The sequence below is a fragment of the Phenylobacterium sp. genome (genome assembly GCF_031984885.1).
Taxonomy (GTDB): Bacteria; Pseudomonadota; Alphaproteobacteria; order Caulobacterales; family Caulobacteraceae; genus Phenylobacterium.
The window spans coordinates 312938-338257 of sequence record NZ_DAMABV010000003.1; the positions used below are offsets into that span (position 1 = coordinate 312938).

General features: G+C 68.5%; 26 protein-coding genes. 17 read left to right on the plus strand and 9 right to left on the minus strand.

All coding sequences use genetic code 11. The features are described from left to right. The first annotated feature begins 72 nt into the window (after positions 1 to 72). The 8 genes from RTL41_RS07210 to RTL41_RS07245 all read left to right on the plus strand — a co-directional run bounded on the left by RTL41_RS07210 (position 73) and on the right by RTL41_RS07245 (position 8556). Positions 73 to 1266, plus strand: coding sequence for a hypothetical protein (locus RTL41_RS07210; protein WP_312162807.1), 1194 nt, complete (start codon positions 73 to 75; stop codon positions 1264 to 1266). A gap of 18 nt (positions 1267 to 1284) precedes the next feature. Next, a complete protein-coding gene (locus tag RTL41_RS07215) occupies positions 1285 to 2121 on the plus strand; it encodes a polysaccharide biosynthesis/export family protein (protein WP_312162808.1) in 837 nt (278 codons plus the stop codon). A 25-nt stretch (positions 2122 to 2146) separates the two neighbouring features. After that, positions 2147 to 3484 carry a Wzz/FepE/Etk N-terminal domain-containing protein gene (locus tag RTL41_RS07220; RefSeq protein ID WP_312162810.1) on the plus strand — a complete coding sequence of 446 codons (1338 nt, stop codon included), beginning with the start codon at positions 2147 to 2149 and terminating at the stop codon, positions 3482 to 3484. Positions 3485 to 3498: 14 nt separating this feature from the next. Then, positions 3499 to 4212 (plus strand): CpsD/CapB family tyrosine-protein kinase, encoded by a 714-nt coding sequence (locus RTL41_RS07225; protein ID WP_312162812.1) that lies wholly within the window; start codon positions 3499 to 3501, stop codon positions 4210 to 4212. Positions 4213 to 4269: 57 nt separating this feature from the next. Continuing rightward, entirely contained in the window at positions 4270 to 5091 is an 822-nt protein-coding gene (gene xrtV, locus RTL41_RS07230) for an exosortase V (RefSeq protein WP_312162814.1), read from the plus strand. Continuing rightward, on the plus strand, positions 5088 to 5792 hold the full coding sequence (gene epsI / locus RTL41_RS07235) for an exosortase-associated protein EpsI, V-type (protein ID WP_312162817.1): 705 nt from the start codon (positions 5088 to 5090) through the stop codon (positions 5790 to 5792). Before xrtV ends, epsI begins: the two co-directional genes overlap by 4 nt. Before the next feature lie 67 nt (positions 5793 to 5859). Continuing rightward, positions 5860 to 7035: a polysaccharide pyruvyl transferase family protein gene (locus tag RTL41_RS07240; RefSeq protein WP_312162820.1), complete on the plus strand. Its 1176-nt coding sequence runs from the start codon at positions 5860 to 5862 to the stop codon at positions 7033 to 7035. 48 nt (positions 7036 to 7083) lie between these two features. Continuing rightward, the gene (locus RTL41_RS07245; RefSeq protein ID WP_312162822.1) at positions 7084 to 8556 is read left to right on the plus strand and encodes an oligosaccharide flippase family protein; all 1473 of its coding nucleotides are present in this window, start codon (positions 7084 to 7086) and stop codon (positions 8554 to 8556) included. Here RTL41_RS07245 and RTL41_RS07250 read toward each other — a convergent pair. After that, positions 8553 to 9170, minus strand: a complete 618-nt coding sequence (locus RTL41_RS07250) for a CatB-related O-acetyltransferase (protein ID WP_312162824.1) — start codon at positions 9168 to 9170, stop codon at positions 8553 to 8555. The two genes, RTL41_RS07245 and RTL41_RS07250, sit on opposite strands and share 4 nt — an antisense overlap. Positions 9171 to 9393: 223 nt before the next feature. Here RTL41_RS07250 and RTL41_RS07255 point away from each other — a divergent pair, with 223 nt between their 5' ends. From RTL41_RS07255 to RTL41_RS07265, 3 genes are all read left to right on the plus strand, one after another. Next, positions 9394 to 10551, plus strand: coding sequence for an AGE family epimerase/isomerase (locus tag RTL41_RS07255; RefSeq protein ID WP_312162826.1), 1158 nt, complete (start codon positions 9394 to 9396; stop codon positions 10549 to 10551). An 11-nt stretch (positions 10552 to 10562) separates the two neighbouring features. Beyond that, entirely contained in the window at positions 10563 to 11852 is a 1290-nt protein-coding gene (tviB, locus tag RTL41_RS07260; protein WP_312162828.1) for a Vi polysaccharide biosynthesis UDP-N-acetylglucosamine C-6 dehydrogenase TviB, read from the plus strand. Between the two features lie 69 nt (positions 11853 to 11921). After that, positions 11922 to 12080, plus strand: a complete 159-nt coding sequence (locus RTL41_RS07265) for a hypothetical protein (protein ID WP_312162829.1) — start codon at positions 11922 to 11924, stop codon at positions 12078 to 12080. 19 nt (positions 12081 to 12099) lie between these two features. Here the strand turns inward: RTL41_RS07265 and RTL41_RS07270 are convergent, their stop codons facing one another. From RTL41_RS07270 to RTL41_RS07285, 4 genes are all read right to left on the minus strand, one after another. Then, complete coding sequence (locus tag RTL41_RS07270; RefSeq protein ID WP_312162831.1) at positions 12100 to 13122, minus strand: NAD-dependent epimerase; 1023 nt, start codon at positions 13120 to 13122, stop codon at positions 12100 to 12102. Between the two features lie 50 nt (positions 13123 to 13172). After that, positions 13173 to 15101: a nucleoside-diphosphate sugar epimerase/dehydratase gene (locus tag RTL41_RS07275; RefSeq protein WP_312162833.1), complete on the minus strand. Its 1929-nt coding sequence runs from the start codon at positions 15099 to 15101 to the stop codon at positions 13173 to 13175. A gap of 215 nt (positions 15102 to 15316) precedes the next feature. Continuing rightward, positions 15317 to 16015 (minus strand): TorF family putative porin, encoded by a 699-nt coding sequence (locus RTL41_RS07280; protein WP_312162835.1) that lies wholly within the window; start codon positions 16013 to 16015, stop codon positions 15317 to 15319. A 239-nt stretch (positions 16016 to 16254) separates the two neighbouring features. Beyond that, a complete protein-coding gene (locus RTL41_RS07285) occupies positions 16255 to 17058 on the minus strand; it encodes an SDR family NAD(P)-dependent oxidoreductase (protein WP_312162837.1) in 804 nt (267 codons plus the stop codon). Positions 17059 to 17141: 83 nt separating this feature from the next. Between RTL41_RS07285 and queF the strand changes: the two genes are divergently transcribed. Beyond that, positions 17142 to 17597: a preQ(1) synthase gene (gene queF, locus RTL41_RS07290; RefSeq protein WP_056021133.1), complete on the plus strand. Its 456-nt coding sequence runs from the start codon at positions 17142 to 17144 to the stop codon at positions 17595 to 17597. A 283-nt stretch (positions 17598 to 17880) separates the two neighbouring features. Here the strand turns inward: queF and RTL41_RS07295 are convergent, their stop codons facing one another. After that, positions 17881 to 18492 carry a nitroreductase gene (locus RTL41_RS07295; RefSeq protein ID WP_312162843.1) on the minus strand — a complete coding sequence of 204 codons (612 nt, stop codon included), beginning with the start codon at positions 18490 to 18492 and terminating at the stop codon, positions 17881 to 17883. Positions 18493 to 18575: 83 nt separating this feature from the next. On the opposite strand from RTL41_RS07295, the gene RTL41_RS07300 reads away from it, so the two are divergent. Then, complete coding sequence (locus RTL41_RS07300; RefSeq protein ID WP_312162845.1) at positions 18576 to 19190, plus strand: NUDIX hydrolase; 615 nt, start codon at positions 18576 to 18578, stop codon at positions 19188 to 19190. A gap of 28 nt (positions 19191 to 19218) precedes the next feature. After that, a complete protein-coding gene (gene cysE / locus RTL41_RS07305) occupies positions 19219 to 20049 on the plus strand; it encodes a serine O-acetyltransferase (protein ID WP_312162847.1) in 831 nt (276 codons plus the stop codon). Here the strand turns inward: cysE and RTL41_RS07310 are convergent. After that, positions 20037 to 21200: an MFS transporter gene (locus RTL41_RS07310; protein ID WP_312162850.1), complete on the minus strand. Its 1164-nt coding sequence runs from the start codon at positions 21198 to 21200 to the stop codon at positions 20037 to 20039. The genes cysE and RTL41_RS07310 overlap by 13 nt on opposite strands. Positions 21201 to 21351: 151 nt before the next feature. Then, positions 21352 to 22422 carry a beta-N-acetylglucosaminidase domain-containing protein gene (locus tag RTL41_RS07315; protein WP_312162852.1) on the minus strand — a complete coding sequence of 357 codons (1071 nt, stop codon included), beginning with the start codon at positions 22420 to 22422 and terminating at the stop codon, positions 21352 to 21354. A 134-nt stretch (positions 22423 to 22556) separates the two neighbouring features. On the opposite strand from RTL41_RS07315, the gene RTL41_RS07320 reads away from it, so the two are divergent. After that, positions 22557 to 22763: a DUF3126 family protein gene (locus RTL41_RS07320; RefSeq protein ID WP_056023547.1), complete on the plus strand. Its 207-nt coding sequence runs from the start codon at positions 22557 to 22559 to the stop codon at positions 22761 to 22763. 72 nt (positions 22764 to 22835) lie between these two features. Here RTL41_RS07320 and RTL41_RS07325 read toward each other — a convergent pair whose 3' ends face one another. Then, positions 22836 to 23600 (minus strand): PhoH family protein, encoded by a 765-nt coding sequence (locus tag RTL41_RS07325; protein ID WP_312162854.1) that lies wholly within the window; start codon positions 23598 to 23600, stop codon positions 22836 to 22838. A 323-nt stretch (positions 23601 to 23923) separates the two neighbouring features. Here RTL41_RS07325 and RTL41_RS07330 point away from each other — a divergent pair, with 323 nt between their 5' ends. Both RTL41_RS07330 and RTL41_RS07335 read left to right on the plus strand, forming a co-directional pair. Further along, positions 23924 to 24451, plus strand: coding sequence for a gamma carbonic anhydrase family protein (locus tag RTL41_RS07330; RefSeq protein ID WP_312162856.1), 528 nt, complete (start codon positions 23924 to 23926; stop codon positions 24449 to 24451). Between the two features lie 62 nt (positions 24452 to 24513). Then, positions 24514 to 25296: an enoyl-CoA hydratase-related protein gene (locus tag RTL41_RS07335; RefSeq protein WP_312162858.1), complete on the plus strand. Its 783-nt coding sequence runs from the start codon at positions 24514 to 24516 to the stop codon at positions 25294 to 25296. The last annotated feature ends 24 nt before the right edge of the window (positions 25297 to 25320 follow it).

Consider the following 25320-nt stretch of genomic DNA (forward strand, 5'->3'; position numbering starts at 1 on the left):
TGCACGCGCAAATCGCGGGCGCTATCTCTCTGAAGGCTTTGACCTGTCAGAAGGCGTTACGAATTGGGGGGGATGCGCATGCACTATCGGAAAGTCGTCTACAGTACTCTGCTGGGCGTTGCGGCGATGTCGACGCCGGCGCTCGCGCAGGACGTGCGGAGCGTGACGTTTGGGGTTCAGGCGACGGTCCTGCATGACACCAACGTCTCGCGTTCCGACGCCGCCACCGCCGCGCTCCGCGGCATCGTCCGCGAGGACACGATCTTCAGCCCGGCGGTGACCGCCGACGTGCTGCTGCCGATCAGCCGGCAATCGATCTATCTGCAGGGCAGCGTGGGCTACGACTTCCACGACAAGAACACCCAGCTCGACACCGAGAACCTTGATCTGGTCGGCGGGCTGAACCTCAACTTCGGGCCCTGCCAGGGCCAGATCGGCGGGCAGGCCCACTACGGCCAGGCCAACCTCCAGACGGTCACGCTGGTCGACTCCGAAAACGCGATCGAGAGCCGGTCGATCGGCGGAACGCTGGCCTGCTCGCGGGCGTCGGGCCTGGGCGTCATGGGCACGGTCAACAAGACCTGGTCCGAGAACAGCAACGCCATCGTGTCCGGAAACGACTCCGAGACGTTCGACGCGACCATCGGCGTCACCTATGCGCGTCCCGCTTTGGGAACGATCACCGTCTTCACGGGCTATTCCGACACCGACTATCCCAATCGCATCCTGCCGACGCAGGCGAGCGGGTACGAGACGACGTCGATCGGCGTCTCGTTCGAGCGCCGGATCAGCAGCCGCCTGCAAGGCGTCGTGTCCTACGCCTATACCACGGTCGAAACCGACAGCCTGCTGCCCGACAGCGATTTCGAGGGCTCGACCTACCGCCTCGACCTGACCTACCGCCCGAGCGAGCGGCTCCGCGCCGAGTTCGGCGTCGGCCGTCAGGTTTCCCCGGCCAGCAGCCTGGGCGGGCTGTACAGCATCGACACGACCTGGCGCCTGACGGGGGCCTATGATCTTGGCTCGCGAATTGCAGTGTCGCTCGGCACTGAGTTCGCCAGCACCGAAACCGAGGGGGCCTTCGCCATCATCGCGCCGGTTCTGGCGGATTCGGACAGCTACGCCGTATTTGGGGCCATTTCGTTCGCCCAAAGTGAACGGATCAAATGGGCCCTGACGGCGCGTTACGAGGATCGGGACGCCAACGTTCCGCAATATACTTACACGCGGACAGTCGTCGCGCTGTCGACGGGTGTCGCGTTTTGATCGGACTGAGGCCTGACCATGCGTAATAGCCTGCCCAAACTGCTTGTCACGATCAGCGCCGCGCTCGCCGTGCCCATGGGTGCGCTGGCGCAGCCGATCGCGCCGTCTGTCGCACCGCCGGCGGTGGCGGCGCCGGATGCGCAGCCGGCCCCGTCGCCGGACTACATCCTTGGTCCGGACGACGTCGTGGACGTGGAGGTTCTGGGCAGGGCGGACTTCAAGACCAGGGCCCGGATCGGCGCCGACGGGACCATCCAGTTGCCGCTGATCGGCCGCATCCCCGCGGGCGAGCGCACGGCGCGGGCCCTGAGCGACCAGGTGCGCGGCGCGCTGCAGGCCGGCGGCTACTTCGCCGACCCGATCGTCAACGTCGAGGTCGTCTCCTATTCGAGCCGTTACGTCACGGTGCTGGGCGCGGTCGCCTCGCCCGGCCTGGTGACGGTGAACCGCACCTACCGGCTGTCGGAGATCCTGGCCCGCGTCGGCGGGGTCAGCGGCGGCGGGGCCGACTATGTGGTCCTGCGGCCGGCCGACGGCGGCGCCGAGAAGCGGCTCCTGATCAAGGACCTGGCGACCGGCGACCTCTCCCAGGACCCGGTCGTGGGGCCCGGCGACAAGATTTTCGCCCCGCAGGCGGAGCTCTTCTACATCAGCGGCCAGGTCAACGCGCCCGGCTCGTATCCGGTCGCCACCGGCCTGACCTATCGCCTGGCGATCGCCAAGGCCGGCGGCCTCGGCCCGGCGGGCTCGGACCGTCGTGTGCAGGTCACGCGATCAGGCGCCAAATTGAAGGTCACCCTCGACGACAAGGTCGAGCCGGGCGACGTGATCGTCATCGGCGAGCGCTTGTTCTAGGCGAAGTGGGGGCCGGAGGCAGACAATGAGCATTATCCAGTTTCTCAGGATCCTCTGGGCCCGGCGGTGGGTGACCATCGCCGCGACGCTTAGCTGCGTTCTTGGCGCCTTCATCGTCATCATGATCGTGCCGCCGCGCTACGCGGCCTATTCGCGGGTCATGATGGACCTCGTGAAGCCCGATCCCGTGACCGGCCAGATCACCGCCCCCAACTTCGCGCGGGCCTACACCAAGACCCAGATCGAGCTGATCAGGGATTACCGGGTCGCCGGTCAGGTGGTCGAAGACCTCGGCTGGCTGAAGGATCCCAACCTGATCACCCAATACGACATGCGCGGGCCGGGCGATGACCGCGACTTCCGGCGTTGGGCCGCCCAGCTCGTCATCGACGGCACCGGCGTCTCGCTGATCGAGGGCAGCAACATCCTGGAGATCAGCTACACCTCGAATTCGCCGGAGGGCGCGCGCACCGTCGCCGACGCCCTGCGCAAGGCCTATATCGACACCAGCCTGGCGTTCCGCCGGGAGTCCGCTCGGCGGACCGCCGAGTGGTACGGCGAGCAGACCGAGAAGGCCAAGACCGTGCTGGTCGCCGCCGAGGCGGCCAAGACCGCCTATGAGAAGCAGACCGGCATCGTCCTGCAGGACGATGCGACCGACCTCGAGAGCGCCAAGCTGAGCGCGCTGGCCCAGGCGTCCGCCGCGCCGGCCATGCCGGTGATCACCGGCCCCTCGGCCTCGGCCATGCAACTGGCCCAGATCGATGCGACCATCGCCCAGGCCTCGCGCACGCTCGGCCCCAACCACCCCGACCTGATCGCCATGCGCCAGCAGCGCGAGGTCATGGCCAGCCAGGTCGCCCAGGAGCGCAGCGCGGCGGGCGCGATGGCGGGAGCCTCCGCGGTGAGCGCTGGCGCGCTCGAGCGTCAGAAGAGCAAGGTCATCGGCCAGCGCGACCAGGTCGAGCGCCTGCGCCAACTGCAAGCCGAGGTCAATCTGCGCCGGGCGCAGTTCGAGAAGGCCGCCGCCCGCACGGCCGAGCTGCGTCAGGAAGCCGAGATCGGCGAGACCAACCTGGTTCCGCTGGGCAGCGCGGTGACCCCGCAGGCGCCCAGCTTCCCCAACGTGCCGCTGATCATGTTCGGCGCGCTCGGCTTCGGCCTGGGCTTCGGCGTCCTGGTGTCGCTGCTGATCGAGATGTTCGGCCGCCGCGTCCGCGGCGCCGAGGACGTGACGGCTGTCATCGATGCGCCGCTGCTCGCGGTCATCGCCGGGCCGCGCAAGTCGCGCGGGTTCCTGGGGCTCCAACTTCCCGCCCGCACCGCCCAGGGGCCGGGCCGGCGTAAATTCGCGAACGCATGACCAAGGAAACGCAAGTGCCCCGGACAAATGAAGCCACCCCGATCGGGGGCGCCTCGATCGCCGAGGTAGGGATGCGCGGGGGCGGGGAGCGGGCGTATTCCTTCTCTCCCGCGGTCGTCACGCTTTCGGCGCCCCATGCCGAGCAGGCGGAAGCCATTCGCACCCTGCGCACCCACATCATGGCCCAGCACCTGGACGACGGACGTCGCGGGCTGGCCATCTGCGGGCCCAGCATCGGCGTGGGCTGCACCTTCACGGCCGTGAACCTGGCCGTGGCGCTGTCTCAGACCGGCGTGAACACGCTGCTGATCGACGGCGATCTGCGCAAGCCGAGCGTGCAGGACCTCATCCGGCCCGCCCAGCCGGTGATCGGCCTGCGCCAGGCGTTGAACGCCGAAGAGGCCGAGGACGGCGTCATCCAGTCCTTCGTCCTGCCCAACCTGTCGGTGATGTTCTCGGGCGGGACCGCCCCGGACGCCCAGGAACTGCTGGCCAGCGATCGCTTCAAGGATCTGGTCGACCAGCAACTGCGCGACTTCGACATGACGATCATCGACACGCCGGCCGCCAACAGTTGCGCCGACGCGCGCCGCATCAGCACCGTCGTCGGCTACAGCCTCATCGTCGTGCGGCGAAATCAGAGCTTTATCAGCGACATGCAGGCCCTGGCGGCCCAACTGAACGAAGACCGCGCCCGTATCGTCGGAACCGTGATGAACGAAGGCTGATCGTTGGCGACTGCCGCATCCGATATTGCGCCGCGCTCCCGGCTCGCGGTCCCGAATATGTGGGCGGTCGCCCTGGGGATGGCGCTGCTGTCGGTTCCGACCCTCGCGACCCTCGGTGAGCAGGTCTGGTCCAAGGAGGCCGGCGCCCATGGTCCGATCGTCCTGGCGACCGGCCTGTGGCTGTTGTGGCGCAAGCGCGGCGAGATGCTGGCCGCCGCCTCGCCGGGCAGCGACTGGCTGACCGTCCCGGCCATGGCCGCGTCCCTGGCGCTCTACGTCTTCGGCCGGGCCTACGACTTCATCAGCCTCGAGGTCATGGGCCTCTACGGCGTCGGGCTATCGCTGCTCTACGCCGCCTTCGGCCTGAAGGTCCTGCTCACGAACTGGTTCCCGCTGCTCTATCTGGGTTTCCTGGCGCCGCTGCCCGGCTGGCTCATGGACAGCTTCACCGCGCCGCTGAAGCTGTTCGTCTCCTTCGCCGCGACCGAGGGCCTCCAGGCCGTCGGCATCCCGGTGTTCCGGGAGGGCGTGACCCTGATGATCGGCCACTACCAGCTACTGGTGGAGGACGCTTGCTCGGGCATGAACTCGATCACCGGCCTGGTGGCGATCAGTCTTTTCTACATCTACCTGCTGCGCAACGCCTCGTGGCGCTACTCGCTGTTCCTGGTCGCGTTGGTGATCCCGATCGCGATCGTGGCCAACATCATCCGGATCGTCACGCTCGTGCTGCTGACCTACTTCTTCGGCGACGCCGTGGCGCAGGGCTTCCTGCATATGGCGGCCGGCATCTTCCTGTTCGTCACGGCGCTGCTGCTGGTCTTCGCGGTCGACAACCTGATGTCGCGGCTGCTGACGCTGAAGGCCGCGGCGGCATGATCGGGCGTCGGCAACTTCTGTTCCTGGGCGCCGCCGCCGGGGCGGCCGGGGTCGCCTACGGCCTCAAGCCGCGGCGCCGGCTGAGCCTGGTGAAGTCGGGCGACAAGATCGAGAACATCGTCCCGGTCCGGTTCGCGGGCTGGTCGTCGGAGGACAGCGACAGCCTGGTGCAGCCGAAGTCGGAGGGCCTGGCCGCCACGCTCTACAGCGAGATGGTCGGGCGCATCTATCGCGACCTCGACAGCGGCGACCAGGTGATGATGCTGATCGCCTATGGCGACACGCAGAGCGACATGCTGCAACTGCACCGGCCGGAGTCCTGCTATCCGGCCCTGGGTTTCGAACTGCAGTCGGTCAGCGCCGGCGACATGAAGCTGCCGGGCGGCGCCGACCTGCCGGTCCGCCGGCTGGTCGCCAAGGGCGCCGATCGGGTCGAGTACGTGACCTATTGGACCCGCATGGGCGAGTACCTGCCCAAGAGCGCCGGCGACCAGCGATCCATTCGTCTCAAGACCGCGATGGAAGGCTATGTTCCCGACGGCGTGCTGGTGCGGTTCTCGGCGCTTGGCGAGGCGCCCGAAGGCGCCTTCGCCCTGATCGACAAATTCGTGCCGGCGCTGTTGGCCGCCATCCCGGCCGGGCGTCGTAGCGCCCTCGTGGGGACGGAGCTGGCGAAGGCTATCGGCCGGGCCGGCGGGTGACGAGCGAGCCGGAAGCCGCGCCGCGTCCGGCCCGGCGCTTCCAGAGCGTATAGGAAGAGACTTAGGTATGGCGGCTAAGGCGATCAAAATCGGCCTGCTATGGCATTCGCCGAACTCCGGGAATCTGGGCGTCGGGGCCTTGACGGTGGCCAACATGGCGATCGTTCGCCAGGTGGCCTTGGAACTCGATCTCGATCCCCGCTTTACGATCATCGGCATGCGCGACGACGGCGCTGTCTACGTGTCGCCTGGGGAAGCCGATCTCTTCGTGATGAACTCCCGAACGCTGCTCGATCCTCGCGGAGCGCTCCGGGTCATTCGCGAGCAGGACTGCATCCTGGACATCGGAGCCGGCGACAGCTTCGCCGACATCTATGGCTTCCGGCGCTTCCTGTTCCTGTGGCTGACCAAGATCCACGCCCTGATCGGGCGCACGCCGCTCGTCCTGTCGCCGCAGACCATCGGCCCCTTCACCAAGTTCCCCTACCGCCAACTGGCGGCCATCCCCCTGAAGCGCGCCGACAGCGTGCTGGCGCGGGACCGGGCGTCGCTGGAAGCGCTGCGCGACCTGGCGCCCGACGCCAACGGCCGCCTGTCCGTCGATGTGGCGTTCGCGCTGCCCTATGTCGATCGCAGCGCCGAGCGCGGCGGCGATCGCCTGCGGCTGGGGGTGAATGTCTCGGGGCTGCTGTTCAACGAGGCGGAGAGCGGCCGCAACCGCTTCGGGCTCAGCCTCGACTACGCCCAGCTCATGCGGCGGTTCATCGCCTACGCGGTCGCGCGGCCGGGCGTGGAGGTGCATCTGGTTCCCCACGCGACGGCGGACGCCTATGTCTGGGACGATGACGGCCGCGTGGCCGACCGGCTCGCGGCGGAGTTCCCGAGCGTGGTTCGGGTCCCGAACTTCACGCAGCCGTCCGACGCGAAATCGTACATCTCCAGCCTCGACTTCCTGGTCGCCGGGCGAATGCATGCCTGTATCGGCGCGTTCTCGTCGGGAACTCCTGTCGTGCCAGTCGCCTACAGTCGAAAGTTCAGCGGATTGTTCGGCCTGCTGGCGTACAAGTGGATGATTCCAACCTCGGGCGTCGATCTTGAGGGCGCGCTCCGTTATCTCGAGGACTGCCTCGATCGACGGCAGGAACTGGCGGCCGACATCGCCAATGGAATGCGGGAGGTGGACGATCTGCTCGGCGTGTACCGGGCGGAGTTGCGCCGGATATTCGCATCGGCTGTGGCCTGAGTGAGTTTTGAGCCGAACCGCTGATCGGTGTTGGCGGAAACGGTGTAGGTGGATGCGCCAGCCGCGGCCGCGGCGAGGCGATCGAAGATTGAGGGCGCTGTCATTCGTCAGGGTACGAGAGCATATGTCGCCGCGTCTGTAGTTGCGCAGGCCTGCTCCCTCGCGCGCTACACGATCATGGCGCGGCTGCTTGGGCCCGAACAGCTCGGCCTGGCCGCCCTGCTGCTGCTGACGGCGGCGTTCTTCGAATCGGTGAGCGACAGCGGCAGCGATCGTTTCCTGATTCAGGACCCCGACGGAGACGTCCCGGCCGTCCAGAAGCTGGTGCAACTGGTGTTCGTCGGGCGCGGCGTCTTCATCGCCCTTGGCCTGATGATCGCCGCCTATCCGATGGCCCATCTGTATGGCCAGCCGGCGCTGGCTCCGGGCCTCATGATCCTCGCTGCGGCGCCGCTGATCGGCGGCTGGCTGCATCTCGATTTCCGCCGCGCGCAGCGCAGGCACGACTTCCGGGCCGAGGCGCTTGGCCTGGCCGTCGCCGAGGTGGTCAGCACCGTGGTGATCATCGTGGCGGCCTATTGCACACGCGACTTCACCGCCATCCTGTACGGCCTCATCGCCCGGCCCCTGGTCCAGGTGATCGTGTCCCATCTCACGGCCAAACGCCCCTATGCGATCGGCTATTCCCGCGAATACGCCGGGCGGCTGGCGCTGTTCGCCGGTCCCCTGGTCGTCAACGGCCTGCTGCTGTTCATCGGCTCGCAGGGCGACCGGGTGCTGATCGGGCACCAACTGGGGGTGAAGGACCTGGGCTACTACACCGCAGTGCTCCTGCTGGTGAGCTCGCCGGCGTCGATGGTGACGCGCGTCCTGGGGGCGACGAACCTGCCGTTGATTTCGGCGGCCAGGGGCAACCTTACGAACCTGAAGCTGGCGGCTGACCGGCTGGCGGGGCGCGCGCTGCTGCTGTCGCTGGGCATCGCCGCCGGCTTCGCCCTGGTGGCGCCGATCGCCGTGGTCATGCTCTACGGCCCGGCGTTCCATCAGGCGGTGACCGTGGTCGCCCTGATCGGCATCCTGCAGGCCGCGCGGTTCATCCGTCTTTGGCCGACGAACGTCGCGCTCGGCATGGGCCTGAGCCGCATCGTGATGATCAACAACATCGCACGCCTGGTCGCGCTGCCGGCGGCGATCGTCGGGTTCATCTGCTTCGGCGGCCTGACGGGCATCCTGGCCGGCTTCATCTTCGGGGAGTTCACGGCGCTGATCGTGGCCCTGACCCTGTTGAACCGGCAGGTCGGATTCTCCGCCTGGGACGGCTTCGATCGCGTCGCGGTGTTCGCTGCAGTCCTTGCGATCGTCTTCGGGGCGGCATGGGGCGCCGAGACCGGCCACTATGCGTCGATGACCCTGTTCACGACGCTCCTGGCGGCGGTGATCGGATGGGTGCTTCTGCGCGAACGGGCGACGATCGTCGAAGTGCGGGATCTGTTGCGGACCCTTCGGCCCGCCCGTCGCTAGCCGTGTCTCCAGGCCTCAAGCGCGGCGACGGTGGGGCTGGACACCATGTCGCCGTGGGTTTCGAGCAGGCGCCTGAGTTCGGGCGTGTCCAGCTCCCACCAGCGGCTGGCCTCGATCGCGGCGGCGAGATCGGCGGGAAAGCGGTCCCGGATCTTGCGGGCCGGGTTGCCGACCATGACGGCGTAGCGTTCGACGTCCTTCGTCACCACCGCGCCGGCCCCGATCACCGCCCCGCGCCCGATGAACTTGCAACTGGGCAGGATGACCACGTTGTGGGCCACCCAGACGTCGTCCTCGACGATCAGCGGCTGGTCCCAGGTGATGTCCTTGTCGACCACCCCGAACTTGCGCTCATAGAGCACGGGGTGGGTCGTGAGCGCTTCCAGCGGATGGTTGATCGGGGCCGAGCGCACCGTGCTCGCGAACGAGCAGTAGCGGCCGATGCGGATCGGGCCGGGCATCCGCCACTGGTCGAAGCAGCCGTAGGAGTACATGCCGATGTCGATGTCGTACCGCTCGCGAAAGAGCTTGCGGAGCGCCAGGTTGTCGAACTGACGCCGCTTCATCAGGTAGAGCCTGAGCTTGAGGATGGCGGAGTTGACCAGTCCGAACATGTCAGCGCCTTCACGCGGGGCGGCCGGAGCGCCGCAGCGAGGATCGGTTTAGCATCCCGCCGCTGAACAAAGGTTTCCCATGTTCGGCCGGGGCTCTGGCGATGTCGCCCGAGGGCCACGCAATTTCGCCGCAAGCTGTCCGTAACTGGGCCCGCCACAATCGCGATATGACGCGTGGCCACGACGCGCTATCGAGGGCGCTGCTAGGACAAGGTTGGAAGTGTTGAAAGTCGATTCGCCGGCGCGACGGGACGAGAAAGCTCAGGACGCAGCAGCATTCGGGAGCCTGGCGGCAGCCGGCGCCTGGTACGATGGCTGGGTGCGCGAGGCGGCGCTGCCGCTCTGGTGGGAACGCGGCGCCGATCGCGAGCGCGGCGGCTATCACGAAGCGCTGAGCATCGCCGGCGAGCCCCGTCCGGGGCCGCGTCGGGCGCGGGTGCAGGGCCGGCAGACCTATGTGTTCGCCACCGCCGGCGCGATGGGCTGGGACGGCCCCTGGCGCGAGGCCGCCTGGCACGGCATGGATTTCCTGCTGGACCGCTATCTGCGGCCCGACGGCCTGTTCCGCACCCTGGTGGGATTGGACGGCGCGCCGCTGGACGACACGGCGATGCTGTACGACCAGGCCTTCGCCCTGCTGGGTACGGCCACCCTGCATCGGGTCGATCCTGATCGTCACGACCTGCGGGCGGTGGCGCTGGGCGTGCTGAACGGGCTGGACGCGATGCGCAACCCCGCCGGCGGCTTCGTCGAGAACATCGCCTATCCGTACCAGGCCAACGCCCACATGCACCTGCTGGAGGGCGCGCTGGCCTGGGCCGAGAACGACGGCGGCGTCTGGGACGCCATGGCCGACGAGATCGTCGAGATGGCGCTGCGCGTCTTCATCGACCCCCGCGGCGGCTTCCTGCGTGAGTTCTTCGACGCCGACTGGCGGCTGGTGGACGGCGACGACGGCCGGCTGGTCGAGCCCGGACATCAGTTCGAATGGGCCTGGCTGCTGGAGAAGTGGGGCAAGCTGCGCGGGCGCGAGGACGCCCTGGCCGCCGCGCGGGGCCTCTACGACGCCGGGCGACGCGGGATCGACGCCGCCCGCCAGGTGGTGATGAACGAACTCTGGGACGACTTCTCGATCCGCGAGGCGACCGCGCGGCTGTGGCCGCAGACCGAGCACCTGAAGGCCGAGCTGCTGTTCGGCGACGAAGCCCGCCAGGTCGAGGCCGCCGAGGTGCTGCGGCGCTATCTGCGGACGCCGGCGCCCGGCGCCTGGCGCGACAAGCTGCGGGCCGACGGAACCTTCATCGACGAGCCGGCCCCGGCCACGTCCTTCTACCATATCCTCTGCGCCTGCACGGAGCTGTTCCGGGCGACCGGACGCTAGGAGACCGCCTGATGCTCCAGAACCCCTTCACGCGCACGCCGGCCAGGATCGGCGTGATCGGCCTGGGCTATGTCGGCCTGCCGCTGGCCGTGGCGCTGGCGGAAAAGTACCCGGTGGTCGGGTTCGACATCGACGCCGAGCGGATCGGCGAGCTGAAGGCGGGGCACGACCGGACCCTGGAGACCTCCGAGGAGGAGCTCGCCGCGGCCGGCGGGCTGGCCTTTGCGGCCGATGAAGCCGAGCTGAAGGCCTGCAACGTCTTCATCGTGACGGTGCCGACCCCGATCGACCGCTACAAGCGCCCCGACCTGACCGCCCTGCTGGCGGCCAGCCGGACGGTGGGCCGGGTGATCGGCAAGGGCGGGGTGGTGATCTTCGAATCGACCGTCTATCCCGGCGCCACCGAGGAGGACTGCATCCCGGTGATCGAGGCGGTCTCGGGCCTGAGCTTCAACCAGGACTTCTTCGCCGGCTACAGCCCCGAGCGGGCCAATCCCGGCGATCGCCAGCATCGCCTGTCGACGATCATCAAGGTGACCGCCGGATCGACGCCCCAGGCCGCGCAGTTCGTCGATGCGCTCTACGCCGCGGTGGTGCCGGCGGGCACCCACCTGGCCAGCTCCATCCGCGTCGCCGAGGCGGCCAAGGTGATCGAGAACACCCAGCGCGACCTGAACATCGCGCTGATCAACGAGTTCGCCCTGATCTTCAACCGGCTGGGCATCGACACCCAGGAGGTGCTGGCCGCGGCGGGCACCAAGTGGAATTTCCTGAAGTTCACGCCGGGCCTGGTCGGGGGCCACTGCATCGGCGTCGATCCGTACTATCTGACCTCCAAGGCCGAGGACGCGGGCTATCACCCGCAGGTGATCCTGGCCGGCCGCCGGATCAACGACGGCATGGGCGGCTACATCGCCCAGGAGCTGGTCAAGACCATGATCCGGCGCGAGATCCAGGTGCGCGGCGCGCGCGTCCTGGTCATGGGCCTGACCTTCAAGGAAAACTGCCCGGACCTGCGCAACACCCGGGTCATCGACATCGTCCGCGAGCTGGGCGAGTACGAGATCGAGGTCGACGTGCACGAGCCCTGGGCCGACGCCGAGGAGGCCGAGCGCGAATACGGCGTGGCCCCGGTGGCGGGCCTGGCGCAGGGCGCCTACGACGCCATCGTCGTGGCCGTGGCGCACACCCAGTTCAAGGAGATGGGCGTGGAGGCGATCCGCGCCCTCGGCAAGCCCGGGGCGGTCCTCTACGACGTGAAGGCGATGTTCCCGCAAGGGGCGGCGGACCTGCGCCTGTAGGCGGCCGCTTGTCAGGGCGCACAACCCTGTTATCGACTAGCTGTCGTCGCTGACCTGAGGGGATCTTCCATGGAACAACTCGGCCGGTTTTCCCTGCCGTTCCTGGCGGCGTGCATCGTCGGCCTGATCATCTGGTCGATCGTGGCCGAGCGCCGGGCCGACCGCGCCGAAGCCCGCCGGGCGAAGGAAGAGGCCGCAGGGGCCAAGGACGACGCCCGCCGCCGCTAGAGCCCTTCCGGTCCAGGCGTCAGTTCGCGCCGACCCGATAGTATTCCAGATACCAGTCGACGAAGTTCGCCACCCCGACCTCGATCGGGGTCGAGGGCGCATAGTCGAGCGCGGCCTTGGTGTCGGTCACGTCCGCCTCGGTGCGGGCCACGTCGCCGGGCTGCATGGGCAGCAGGTTGAGCTTGGCCTTGCGGCCCAGCTTCTCCTCCAGCACCTCGATGTAGCGCATCAGCTCGACCCGCTGGCTATTGCCGAGGTTGAGGATGCGCCAGGGCGCGACGCCGCTGGTGGCCGGATCGGGCGCCATGGGGTCCCAGTCCGGGTCGATCTGGGCCGGGCGGTCGAGCGCGGCGACCACGCCCGAGACGATGTCGTCCACATAGGTGAAGTCGCGCTGCATCCGGCCCTGGCCGAAGACGTCGATCGGCTGGTCGTCCAGGATCGCCTTCGTGAACTTGAACAGCGCCATGTCCGGCCGGCCCCACGGGCCGTAGACCGTGAAGAACCGGAAGCCGGTGGCCGGAATGCCGAACAGGTGGGCGTAGGAGTGGGCCATCGCCTCGTTGGCCAGCTTGGTCGCCGCATAGAGCGTGATCGGGTGCGTGGCGCTGTCGTGGACCGAGAACGGCAGCTTGCCGTTCGCGCCATAGACCGAGCTGGTGGAGGCGAACACCAGGTGCTGGGCCTGCACGGCGCGACACCCCTCCAGGATGTTCCCGAAGCCGACGAGGTTGGCGTCCACATAGGCGGCCGGCTGCTCGAGGCTGTAGCGGACCCCCGCCTGGGCGGCCAGGTGGACGACCCGGTCGGGCCTGGCCTCGGCGAACAGGCGGGCCATGGCCTCGCGGTCGGCCAGGTCGATGGCCGAGTGCCGGTAGCCGGCCCGCGCCTGCAGCCGCGCCAACCGCGCCTGTTTCAGCGTCGGGTCGTAATAGGGGTTGAGGTTGTCGAGGCCCACCACCTCGTCGCCGCGATCGAGCAGCCGATGAGCGACGTGGGAGCCGATGAAGCCGGCCGAGCCGGTGACCAGGATAACCGCCATGCCAATCGATTAGACCCTTGGCGCGGCCGCGTCACGCCTCGGCGGCGGCCTTAAGCGTTGGAGACGACGCGCAGGGCCGGGACCGGCGGCTTCTCGCCACGGACCTGGGCCACGATGTCGAACAGCTTGGCGCGGACCTGATCGACGTCGCCGCCCTGGGCCATCGCTTCCAGTTCGATGAGGTGGTTGGCGGTGATGCGCAGGGCCGAGGACGAGACCACCTCCATCACCTTGGGCGCGCACGGCAGCGAGCGCTCGGTCTCGTCCAGCAGCGCCTCGGTCAGCTTTTCGCCGGGGCGCAGGCCGGTGACCTCGATCTCGATGTCCTTGCCCGGGACGTGACCCGACAGGGCGATCATCTGCCGCGCCAGGTCCATGATCCGGACCGGCTCGCCCATTTCCAGCAGGAACAGGCGCGCGTGGGTGGTCTCCTCGCCCTCGGCGGAGTGGGCGGTGGCGTGCAGCACGAGCTGCGCGGCCTCCGGGATGGTCATGAAGAAGCGCTCGATGTTCTCGTGCGTGACGGTCACCGGGCCGCCGCGCTCGATCTGCGAGCGGAAGATCGGCACCACCGAGCCGGCCGAGCCCAGGACATTGCCGAATCGGACCGCCGAGAAGCGGGTGCCTTCGCCGGCCTGCTGGGCCTGGATGACCGCCTCGGCCAGGCGCTTGGTCGCGCCCATGACGTTCGACGGGTCGACGGCCTTGTCGGTCGAGATCAGGATCATCTGCGCCGCGCCGCAGGCCCGGGCGGCCTCGGTGACGTTCCAGGTGCCGACCACGTTGGTCAGCACGCCTTCGCAGGGGTGGCGCTCGACCATCGACACGTGCTTCAGCGCCGCGGCGTGGAACACCAGGTCGGGCCTCTCGCGGTCGAACGCCTGGTGCAGGCGGTGCGCGTTGCGCACGTCGCAGAGCACCGGGGTGCGCGACAGGTTGGGCCAGGTCTCGCCCATCTCGCGGTCGATCTCGAACAGCGAGGTCTCGGAGAAGTCCATCAGCGTGACGTGCGCGGCCTGGAACTGCGCGACCTGGCGCACCAGTTCGGCGCCGATCGAGCCGCCGGCCCCGGTGATCAGCACCCGCCGGCCGTGAATCAGCGCCCCGACCGCGGCGCGGTCCAGTTCGATCGGCTCGCGGGCCAGCAGCTCCTCGACGCTGATCTCGCGCATCGGCAGCAGCGGCGTGCCTTCGTGATGGGCGAGTTCGACGATCGAGGGCCGGCGCAGCAGGCGGATGCCGTCGTTCTTGAGCTGGCCGAGCTGGTCGGCGGTCAGCCCCTTCAGGCGGCCGGGCTCGTCCAGGAACAGGATGGCGCGCGGATAGCGGTTCCAGCGGCGCAGATCGGTCAGGGCCTCGTCCAGATTGACCAGGCTTTCGATGACGCAGACGCCGCGGACCTGTTGGCCCAGGTCGCGGGCGTCGGGGCTGACGATGCCGACCGGGGTCCAGGCATGGTCGTGCCGGCGCGCGGCGTCGCGCAGATAGGAGTCGGCCAGAGCCGGCGAGCCGATCAGCAGCAGAGACGGCGCGTGCGGCGCCCGGTCCTTGATCGACTTCAGCGGCGCGAAGCTGTCCAGGGCGTGCTCGTGCATGGCGCGGCGCATCAGGCGCGCGCCCATCGAACCGACCATCTGGAAGACCACGGCCATGGCCAGGGCCGAGCGCGGCAGGCCCTCGGCGCGATTGAGCACGAAGACCAGCAGCAGGAAGACGCCCGCGGTCAGGAAGGCGGTGCGCGCCAGGACCAGGGCGTCGGGGATCGACACATAGCGCCACGGCGAGAGCTCACGCCGGAAGATCGTCGAGAACAGCGCCGCGAGGCCGGTATAGATGCCGATGAGCTGGAGGAGCTTGAGTGCAGGAAGAGTAGGTCCGGCAGTTTCCAGGAACTGACCGGAGGCTAGCAGGTACGCGAGGAAGAAAGCGCCGGCGGCAATCAGAGCATCCGCGATGATGGTCTGGGCCCGATTGGCCATCTGCTCCATGAATCGCGCTCCGCGTCCGTCTTGGGTTGGCAACATAGACGCGTCAACGCGACCGTCCAATGAAACTCCAAGGCGAGGTTTTCGCTCCGTAGGAGAACGATGTTTTTTCGCGATGGGGTCGAATTTGCGCTGCAGTCGCCCGGAATAGAGCAAAAGAGCCGCCCCGTCGCCGGGGCGGCTCTTCATTTCATCACGTCTGCCTAGACTTAGAACGAAGCGGTCAGGCTGAGAACGACGCGGCCCTCGTAGAGGTCGCCGTAATCGTGCTCGTTGGTGTCGTGATAGCGCAGGTCCACGCCGAGATAGTCGGTGAGGGCGTAGCCCACGCCGAGGTTCCAGGTGGTGTAGTCGCCGTCATAGTCGACGTCCTGATGGCCGACGGCGGCCGAGACGGTGAACTTCTCGGCGATCGGCACCGAGCCGTTCAGCTCGACATAGGTGGCGTTGCCGCTGCCGCCGAAGAAGTCGTCCGACCAGTAGACGCCGGCGCCGAGCGTGGCGGGACCCACCGGGACCGAGCCGGTCAGCTTGAATTCGATGAAGTCCTGGTCCGAGCCGGTCGGAGCGTTGATGTAGCCGTAGTACAGGATGCCGAGGTCGAGGCTGACCGGGCCGAGCTGCGGCGTGACGCCCGCGTACAGGTCGAGTTCGAAATCGGTGTCGTTGCCGGTGCCGAAGTCGACGTTGGAAATCCAGGTCCCGGCGTAGACCAGGCCGCCCACGGTGGCGTCGATGCCGCCCGAGATCTGCGGGCCGTCGGTCTGGCTGGTGCCGCGCCAGACGTAATCAGTGGCCGCGCCGATGTTGAACGAGATGTCGAGCGGGCTTTCGTCCTGCGCGAAGGCGGCGCCGCTCATGGCGATCGTCGCGGCGGCGGCCATCAGCGTGGTGGTGAGAGTTTTCATTAGCGTTGTATCCCCATTGTCCGACCAGGCTCCAGCTGATCGTCGATCCGAGATCGCCATGCGGCCGACCGGCAGATCAACGCAGGCGGAGCTGATCACCTCTGCTGGGTAGTCGCTGTTCTATTTTTGAGCGTTAACAGAACGTGGCGCCGCGATTTTGGGCGAATGACTGTGCCATTGGCGCCACGGGTGCGCCCCAGGTCAGGGTTTGACCTGAGGCTGCGTCCCCGCCGCGAGCCTCAGCGCATGGCCAGCGGCGCATAGCCGAGGTGAGTCCCGGCGTCGACCAGCAGGGTCTCGCCCGTGACGTGACGCGAGGCCGTGGAGGCCAGGAAGACGGCGGCGGCGGCGACGTCCTCGGCGCTGGAGGCGGCCTTGAGCGGGGTGTTGGCGGCGGCGCCGTCACGCATCTTCTGCGCACGCTCGGCCCCGACGCCCTTGTCGAACCAGGGCGTGTCGATGAAGCCGGGGCAGATGGCGTTGACGCGGATCCTGGGCGCCAGCGCCCGCGCCAGCGACAGGGTCATGGTGTTCATCGCGCCCTTCGAGGCGGCGTAGGGCACCGACGAGCCGATGCCGGCGACCCCGGCGATCGACGAGGTGTTGACCACCGCGCCGGGACGCGGCGCGGCTTCCAGCAGCGTGCGGGCCGCGCGGGTCATCTGGAAGGCGCCCACCACGTTGACGCCGTAGAGCTGCAGGAAGTCCTCGGCCGACACCGCGTCCATGTCGGCGTGGTTGGGCGCGAACTTGGTGACGCCGGCGTTGTTGAACAGCGCGTCGATCCGCCCGAACGGCTCGGCCGCCTGGGCGATCCTGCGGCAGTCGGCGTCGATCGCCACGTCGCCCTGGACCAGGACGGCCTTGGCGCCGTGCGCCTCGACCAGGCGGGCGGTCTCCTGGGCCTCGTCGGCGCTGCGGGCGTAGTTGATCACCACCGCCTGCGCGCCGCGGCTGGCGGTCTCCACGGCGATGGCGCGGCCAAGGCCGGTCGATGCGCCGGTCACCACGACGATGAAGCCTTCGAAGTCCTTGCCCGCCATGACCTTCTCCCTGTTTGTTGGTTGGAAGCTTGATAGCGGCTCGCTTGGTTGCCGCAAACCTCCGGCCGGGATAAATCGCGGCCATGGAAGAAATGCATCTGACCCAGTTGGGGCGGGACGTTCGGGGCTTCGACAGCCCCGAGGCGGCGGTCCTCGAACGCGTGCCCAATCCGCAGAGCGACACGCTGTACCTGGCCAGGTTCACCGCGCCGGAGTTCACCTCCCTGTGCCCGGTCACCGGCCAACCGGATTTCGCGCACCTGGTGATCGACTATGCGCCGGGCGACTGGCTCATCGAATCGAAGTCGCTGAAGCTGTATCTCGGCTCGTTCCGCAACCATGGGGCGTTCCACGAGGACTGCACCGTGGCCATCGGCCGGAAAATCGTCGAGGTCGCCGCGCCGCGCTGGCTGCGCATCGGCGGCTATTGGTTTCCGCGCGGAGGCATTCCGATCGATGTTTTCTGGCAAAGCGGGCCGGCGCCGGAGGGTCTTTGGGTCCCCGATCAGGGTGTTGCGACCTATCGCGGCCGCGGCTGACCAGCATAGGGGCGGTCCATCGGCCCGATCATCCTGGTTCGGACGGTTGAATGTGAGGCCTCGGCCCAGGCCGGGAAAGTATTCATCTGCCGCAATACATCCCAATGGTTGTGCTCTGGTTGGAGCGTTGGCCCCGAGCGGCCTCATGTCGCGCTGGTCTTAGCCTTGATCGACTAGCCGTGCAGCTAGCAGCGTGATATAAGAACCGTGCCCATCTCTCCTCGGGCGTGTCACATCAGGCCGGGCAGCGGGCCATCGCTGTCCGGCCGCCGTGTGTCTGGGCCTAGGGACGCCAAACGGTGGTCAGGGCCTGGCTATCGGGGCGCTCGCGTTCCTGCGGCGGCTCCTTCGCCGTCCCGATGAAGATGAACCCCGCAACCTTCTCGCTCGGCGCCAGGCCGAGGATCGCCTTGGCCTCGTCGTCATAGGCGTACCAGTCGGTGATCCAGTTGGCGCCGTAGCCCAGCGCCTGGGCGGCGTAGAGCAGGCCGGTGCACACCGCCCCGGCCGACAGCACCTGTTCCCACTCGGGAATCTCGTGCGCGCGCGGCGCCGAGACCACGGCGATCCCCATCGGCGGAATCTTCAGCTTGGCGAGCTTGGCGGCGGCGCGGGCGTCGCCGCGTGACTGCGCCAGCGCCTCCAGCCGGGCGGCGTATTCGGCCTTGCCCTCGTCCCGCAGGATGATGAACCGCCAGGGCGCCAGCTTGCCGTGGTCGGGCGCGCGGGCGGCCAGCCGAATCAGGGCGTCGATCTCGCCCGCGGCCGGCGCCGGCTCGGCCAGGGTGACGGCCGACGACGAGCGGCGGGTCGCCAGGAAGCCGAGCAACTCGGGGCAGGGGCGCTGTTCGACGGGCGCGCCGAACGCGGGGGCTTGGGGAAGTTTGATGGACAAGACGGGCGTCTCGCTGGGATGAAGGGCCGCAGGGGCTCCTTTAGTGGGGTTCGCGGCGAAGATCTGCAAGGCTAGTTGAGAATATGTCGCAAAAACCTGCGTGGCTCACCGAGCACGGCAAGCCCTGGGGGCGGGGCGAATCCAAGGTCGCCTACGAAAATCCCTGGATCACCGTGACCGAGCACGCCGCGATCGCCCCCACCGGCTCGCCGGCCTTCTACGGCGTCGTCGGCTTCAAGAACTATGCGCTGGCGGTGCTGCCGATCGAAGACGACGGATCGGTGGTCCTGGTCGGGCAGCACCGGTTCCCGTTCGCCGACTATAGCTGGGAAATTCCCGAGGGCGGCGGCCCCAAGCACGAGGACCCGCTGCTCGGCGCCCAGCGCGAACTGGCCGAGGAGACCGGCCTGGCGGCGGCCGACTGGCGCGAGATCCTGCGCGTCCAGCTCTCCAATTCCGTCACCGACGAACTGGCGATCGGCTATCTGGCCACCGGCCTGCACCCGGCCGTGGACACGCGCCATGCCGACGACACCGAGGACATCGCCATGGTCCGCGCGCCGTTCCGCCAGGCGCTGGAGGCGGCGAGCGCGGGCCATATCCGCGACGCCTTAACGGTTGCCATGTTGCTTCGGGCGTACCACATGGCCCGGGAAGGGCTTTTGTCGGCGCCGCTCGCGCGCGCCATGCTAGGATAGGGGACCGCCTTTGGGACGGGAGGAGCCTTTGAGTCAGCGCCTGGAAGTTATCGATCCGTCAGCCGCACCGCCGGTATGGGCGGCCCTGCGCATGGAATCCGAGCGCGCGGCCAAGGCCGAGCCGGCGCTGGCCTCGCTGCTGAACGCCGTGGTTCTGAGCCACCAGGACCTGGGCGCGGCCCTGTCCTATCAACTGGCGCGCAAGCTGGGCGACCAGGAGCTGCGGGCCATGAGCCTGCGCGAACTGGCCGACGCGGCCTACGCCGCCGATCCGCGGCTGGTGGACATCGCCGAGGCCGACCTCAAGGCGGTGTTCGAGCGCGACCCCGCCTGCAAGGGCTATGTCCAGCCGTTCCTGTTCTTCAAGGGCTTCCAGGCGCTGCAGACCCAGCGCGTCGCCCACTGGCTGTGGCGCCAGGGCCGCGAGACCATCGCGCTCTACCTGCAGAGCCGCATGTCCGAGATCTTCCAGGTCGACATCCATCCGGCCACCAAGATCGGCTCGGGCGTGTTCATCGACCACGGCACCGGCATCGTCATCGGCGAGACCGCGGTCATCGGCGACGACGTCTCGCTGCTGCAGGGCGTGACCCTGGGCGGCACCGGCGCCGAGCGCGGCGACCGCCACCCGAAGATCGGCAACGGCGTGCTGCTGGGCGCGGGGGCCAAGGTGCTCGGCAACATCACCATCGGCGACTACGCCAAGGTCGCGTCGGGCTCGGTCGTGCTCAAGCCGGTGCCGCCGCATTGCACGGCGGCCGGGGTTCCGGCCCGCCTGGTCAACTGCCCGACCTGCGAGGAACCGGCCCGCAGCATGGACCACACCCTGGCCGAGGCGGTCTACGACTACGTGATCTGAGGCGCCTCGGCGGCGGGGGCTGCGTAGTAGTAGCGGCGCAGCAGGACGAAGGCCGCGCTGGTGCCGACCAGTCCCATCAGGATCGCGGCCCAGAACGGCGCGCCGGCCCATAGCAGCGCGGCGGCGGTGAGCGCGCCGCCCGCGCCGCCGGCGTCCCAGCCGCCTTCGGTGGCGATGTGGAAGCGCAGCGGGCAGGGCGAGGCCTTCGAGAGATTGTAGACGGCCGTCATCATGGTCGGGGTGTAGAGCGCCACGACCAGGGCGCCGGCGGCGTTGGCGGCGACCGCCACGGCCGGATGGCCATAGCCCGCCGCCCGCGCGGCGATCACCGTCGCCGCCGTGCCGGCCGCCAGCCAGACGGCGCGCCGGCCATGTCCTGCATCGATGAACCGTCCCAGCAGCAGGCCGCTGGCCGCGCCGGCGACCGCCGCGATCGCCATCGCCCCGCCGAAAGCCGCGAAGTTCTCACCCAGCGAGATGAAGAGCGCGATCTGCCAGACGAACAGATAGCCCGAGGCCATCCAGCCGTCGGCGATGAACAAGGCCACCCCCGGCCGGGCGGAGGAGAAGGCCAGGGGCGCCTCGCGCCTGATCGGCACTTCGGGCGTGAAGAACAGCGGCAGGGCCGACAGCGCCAGCACCACCGCCGTGGCGCCGAAGGCGACCTCCGCGCCCAGGGTCACCAGCGCCCAGCCGGTCAGCAGCGGCGCGGCGATGCCGACCATCGCCGCGATCGCCTCGCGCGCGCCGATCTGGTGGCCCCGATGCTCGGCGTCGCCGAGCGAGGCGAAATAGGCGTGGTAGGTCGTCCAGTAGAAGGTGTCGCCGACCGAGGACACCGCGCACAGCACGAATAGCGGCCAGCCGACCCCGTCGACGCGGGCGAGCAGCAGGTACTGGCCTGCGGTCAGGATCGTCCCGGCGATGACCAGCGGCTTCAGGCCGAACCGCTTGCAGAGCGGCAGCACCGCCGGGCGGATGAAGAAGCGCCCGATCAGGATCGCGGCCAGCGAGGCCAGCACCCCATGCGCCGGAACCCCGGCGCGCAGCAGGTAGACCGCGAAGAACGCCCCGCCGCCGCTCAAGGCGAGCGCGTGGATTCCATAGTGCAGGTTGAGCAGGTTGACGGTGGAATTGCGGAAGAAGGCCATGCGGCTGTCCAGAAAGGCGCGCGACAAACGGCCCGGGCCGATGGGCCGGACGGGCGGACGGCAGTTCGGGACGGTTCAGCCAGCCACTGGGTGGGTCTTTCGGCTCTCTCGCTGACGCGACCTCTTCACTCTAGGCCGCCGCCGCGCCGGTTCAAGTCGCTTCGATCTCGGCCAGAGTGATGCGGTAGGCGCCGTCCAGCCAGGCGACGATCTCCCGCGCGCCGGGGTGGTCGAAGCCCGCATAGCGCGGGCGCATGCGGCTCATGTTCTCGTCCGTCAGCCGGTCGAGGCCAAAGCCCTGGAACTGGGTGAGGTTGCGCTCCACCGCGCGGGCCAGGTCCTCGCCCAGCACCTCGCGCGCGGCCGCCTGGAAGGCGGCGACATATTCATAGGCCTCGCCCAGGCGGTAGCTCTGCGCCAGGGTGATGGCCGGGATCTTCGAGAGCGTCGGCTGCAGCGCCGGATTGACCGCATGGGCGGCGATCTTCGGCGCGATCGAGGCCGGTCGGCCGGTGAAGCCGCGCAGGTGCAGGAACGGCGACATCATCGGCCCGTCATTGACCGGATAGTTGTCCCACAGGAGCGGCTTGCGGCGCAGTTGGCGGCCGACCCGCTCCAGGTGACCGGGGCTGAACTCGCGCGAGCAGACCTCCTCGCCGGTCCAGAACACCTCGATCGAGCGATCCAGCCCCGCGCCCAGGTCCTCCAGGTAGTTCTCGGGCCGCTGCCCGAACACCCGGTCCAGAATGGAGTCGTCGGTATAGTAGGAGGGGCACACGATCAGCCGCCCGGCGCTGGTCCGCTCGGCGATCCAGTGGACGATGTCGACCTGGCTGGCGGCCAGGCCCGGCAGGTCGCCGCGCATGTCGTCGAACAGGATCGCCAGGTCGTCCAGGCCCAGGGCGTCGAGCTGAGCCAGCTTGGCGGCCAGCGCCGCCTGCGCCTGGGGCCCGAAGTCGCGATAGATCTCATAGGGGCTCAGGCCGACGCCGAAGCGCACGCCCAACTCGCGGCAACGGGCGGACAGCGCCTGCAGTTCGCTCGCCGTCTCGACCGGATGCGGCTCCTGCCAGCGGCGGCGCAGGAAGGGATCAGCCTTGGGGGCGTAGAGGAAGAAGCGGTAGCCGTGCGGGGCCAGGGTCTCGACGACGTCGCGCCGGGCGGCCCACGACCACGGCTTGCCGTAATAGCCCTCGACCAGCCCCAACTCGACGTCCGCCACGCGCATCCTCCCCGATGATTTGCGGGCAGACTATCTGCGCGGCCGTCCGCGTCCCCAGCTTTTTCCGACGCGGGCTTTGCGGCACGGCGCAAAACCCTTAGGTTCCGCCGAAATCTACGAAGGAGCCCAGCGTGCTGGACGAAAAGACTATCCGCCGACTCGAAGGCCACCTGCGCGGCACCTTCGCCAACGCGCGGATCACGCTGGTTCCGCGGCCCAAGCAGAAGGACTCCGCCGAGGTCTATGTCGGCGAGGAGTTCATCGGCGTCGTGTTCGAGGACGAGGACGGCGACGGCTCGTTCATGTTCGAAATGGCCATCCTGGCCGAAGACCTGCCCTAACCGGCGGACCCTCAAGCACGATCCGCTTCGCTGGAAACGGATCGTGCTCAGGATCCCTTCGATCCTGCGGCGTCAGAGCACGCCCAGCATCTCGGCCACCAGCGGGTGGCGGACGATGTCGACGTCCTTGAGGCGCACCACCGCGATATTGCTGATCTCCTCGAACTTGTCGGCCACCGGGCCCAGGCCCGACAGCTCCGGCAGCAGGTCCGACTGAGCCGGGTCGCCGGTCACCACCATGGTCGAATGCCAGCCCAGCCGGGTCAGCAGCATCTTGAGCTGGCCGTAGGTGCAGTTCTGCGCCTCGTCGATCACCACGAAGGCGTTGTTCAGCGTGCGGCCGCGCATGAAGCCGACCGGGGCGATCTCGATGGCGCCCTCGGCCATCAGCGCCCGCACCCGCTTCATCGACAGCCGGTCCGAGAGCGCGTCATAGAGCGGGCGCAGATAGGGGGCCAGCTTGTCCTCGGCGTCGCCGGGCAGGTAGCCGATCGACTCGCCGGCCTCGACCGCCGGCCGCGACAGCACGATCCGGCCCACGCGGCCCGCCTCCAGCGCCTCCACCGCCTTGGCGATGGCCAGATAGGTCTTGCCGGTGCCGGCCGGGCCCAGCGCCATGACCAGGTTCTTGGCGTCGATGGCGTCCATCAGCGCCTGCTGGCCTGGCGACTTGGCTTTTATTGTCTTGAGATACCCCTGGTCGCGGTCGTCGTTGTGATGGGCCAAGGGGGACCATGCGCGATCCACCGGCAAGCGGCGGACCTTGGCGTCGTCCTCGAACTGGGCGGCGTCGAACGCGCCTTCGCGCAGTTGTCGCTTCAGAGCTCGCTTGGTCATCTAGGCCTCCATAGGGGCAAGAAAAAAGGGCGAAGCCGGAATGGCTCGCCCTCGAGGATCGATGAAGTCTGCAATGGGACGGCGGCGTCGCGCGCAACGGCCCGGAGGTCCGTCTTCGGTTCGTGATCCAGGCGGGAAACCCCGCCGAAGCCAACGCGACACCTTAAGTACCCCGCCCCAAAACACAGGCCGCGAACCGGACGCCGACTCGCGGCGGGATGCGGAAGGGCTATAAGCCCTCTCGAATCGCACCACTAGATTGATGCTAACGTGGTTTCCAAATCCTTAAATGGTTCATTTGGTTGAATAAACGGGGTGTACGGATGAGTGTCTACAACTTGGGCGATGTGGCGCCTGAACTGCCTAAAGAAGATGAATACTGGATCGCGCCGAACGCCGCGGTCGTCGGCCGCGTGATTCTGAAGAAAAACGCCTCAGTGTGGTTCGGTGCGACTCTGCGCGGCGACAACGATCCGATCACCATCGGCGAAAATTCCAACGTCCAGGACGGCAGCGTCCTGCACACCGACACCGGCTATCCCCTGACCATCGGCGCCAACGTCACCGTCGGCCACAAGGTGATGCTGCACGGCTGCACCATCGGCGACGGCTCCCTGATCGGCATCGGCTCGATCGTGCTGAACGGCGCCCGGATCGGGAAGAACTGCCTGATCGGCGCCAACTGCCTGATCACCGAGGGCAAGGAGATCCCCGACAACTCGCTGGTCATGGGCGCGCCGGGCAAGGTCGTGCGCGAGATCTCCGAAGATCAGGCCAGGGTCCTGGCCGGCGGGGCGCTGCACTATGTCGAGAACTGGAAGCGCTACCGCACGGGCCTGCGCCCGGTCTGACCGCTTGACCGACGTAACGGCGCCCTGGCGAGCCTGGGCGAAACATGAAGGGAGGATCCTCGATGGCCTATGAGTTCATCCGCGTGGACCGCGAGGGTCCGCTCACCATCTTCACGCTCAACCGGCCCGAGGTGATGAACGCGCTGCATTCGCCGGCCCACTTCGAGCTGGACGACGCCTTCAACGCCTTCGCCGCCGACCCGGACCAGTGGGTGGGCGTCGTCACCGGCGCCGGCGAGCGCGCCTTCTCGGCCGGCAACGACCTCAAGCACCAGGCCACCGGCGGCGAGATGAAGAGCCCGCCTTCCGGCTTCGCGGGCCTGACCTCGCGCTTCGACCTGACCAAGCCGCTGATCGCGGCGGTCAACGGCGTGGCCATGGGCGGCGGCTTCGAGATCGCCCTGGCCTGCGACCTGATCGTCGCGGCCGACACCGCCACCTTCGCCCTGCCCGAGCCGCGGGTCGGGCTGGCGGCCCTGGCCGGCGGCCTGCACCGCCTGCCGCGGATGATCGGCCAGAAGCAGGCCCTGGGCATGATCCTCACCGGCCGCCGCGTCAGCGCCGCCGAGGGCCAGGCCCTCGGCTTCGTCAACGAGGTCGTGCCCGCCGCGGACCTGATGGCCGCCGCGCGGCGCTGGGCCGGCCAGATCTGCGAGCTCTCGCCGATGTCGATCCGCGCCTCCAAGGAGGCGGTCTATCGCGGCCTGGACGAGCCCAGCCTGGAAGCGGCGATCAAGGGCCAGAACCGCTATCCGGCGGTCGCCGCGCTCTTCAAGTCCGAGGACTTCGTCGAGGGACCGATGGCCTTCGCCCAGAAGCGCGCGCCGGCCTGGAAGGGGCGATAGCGCGCGCCCCTGACAGGCTGCTGA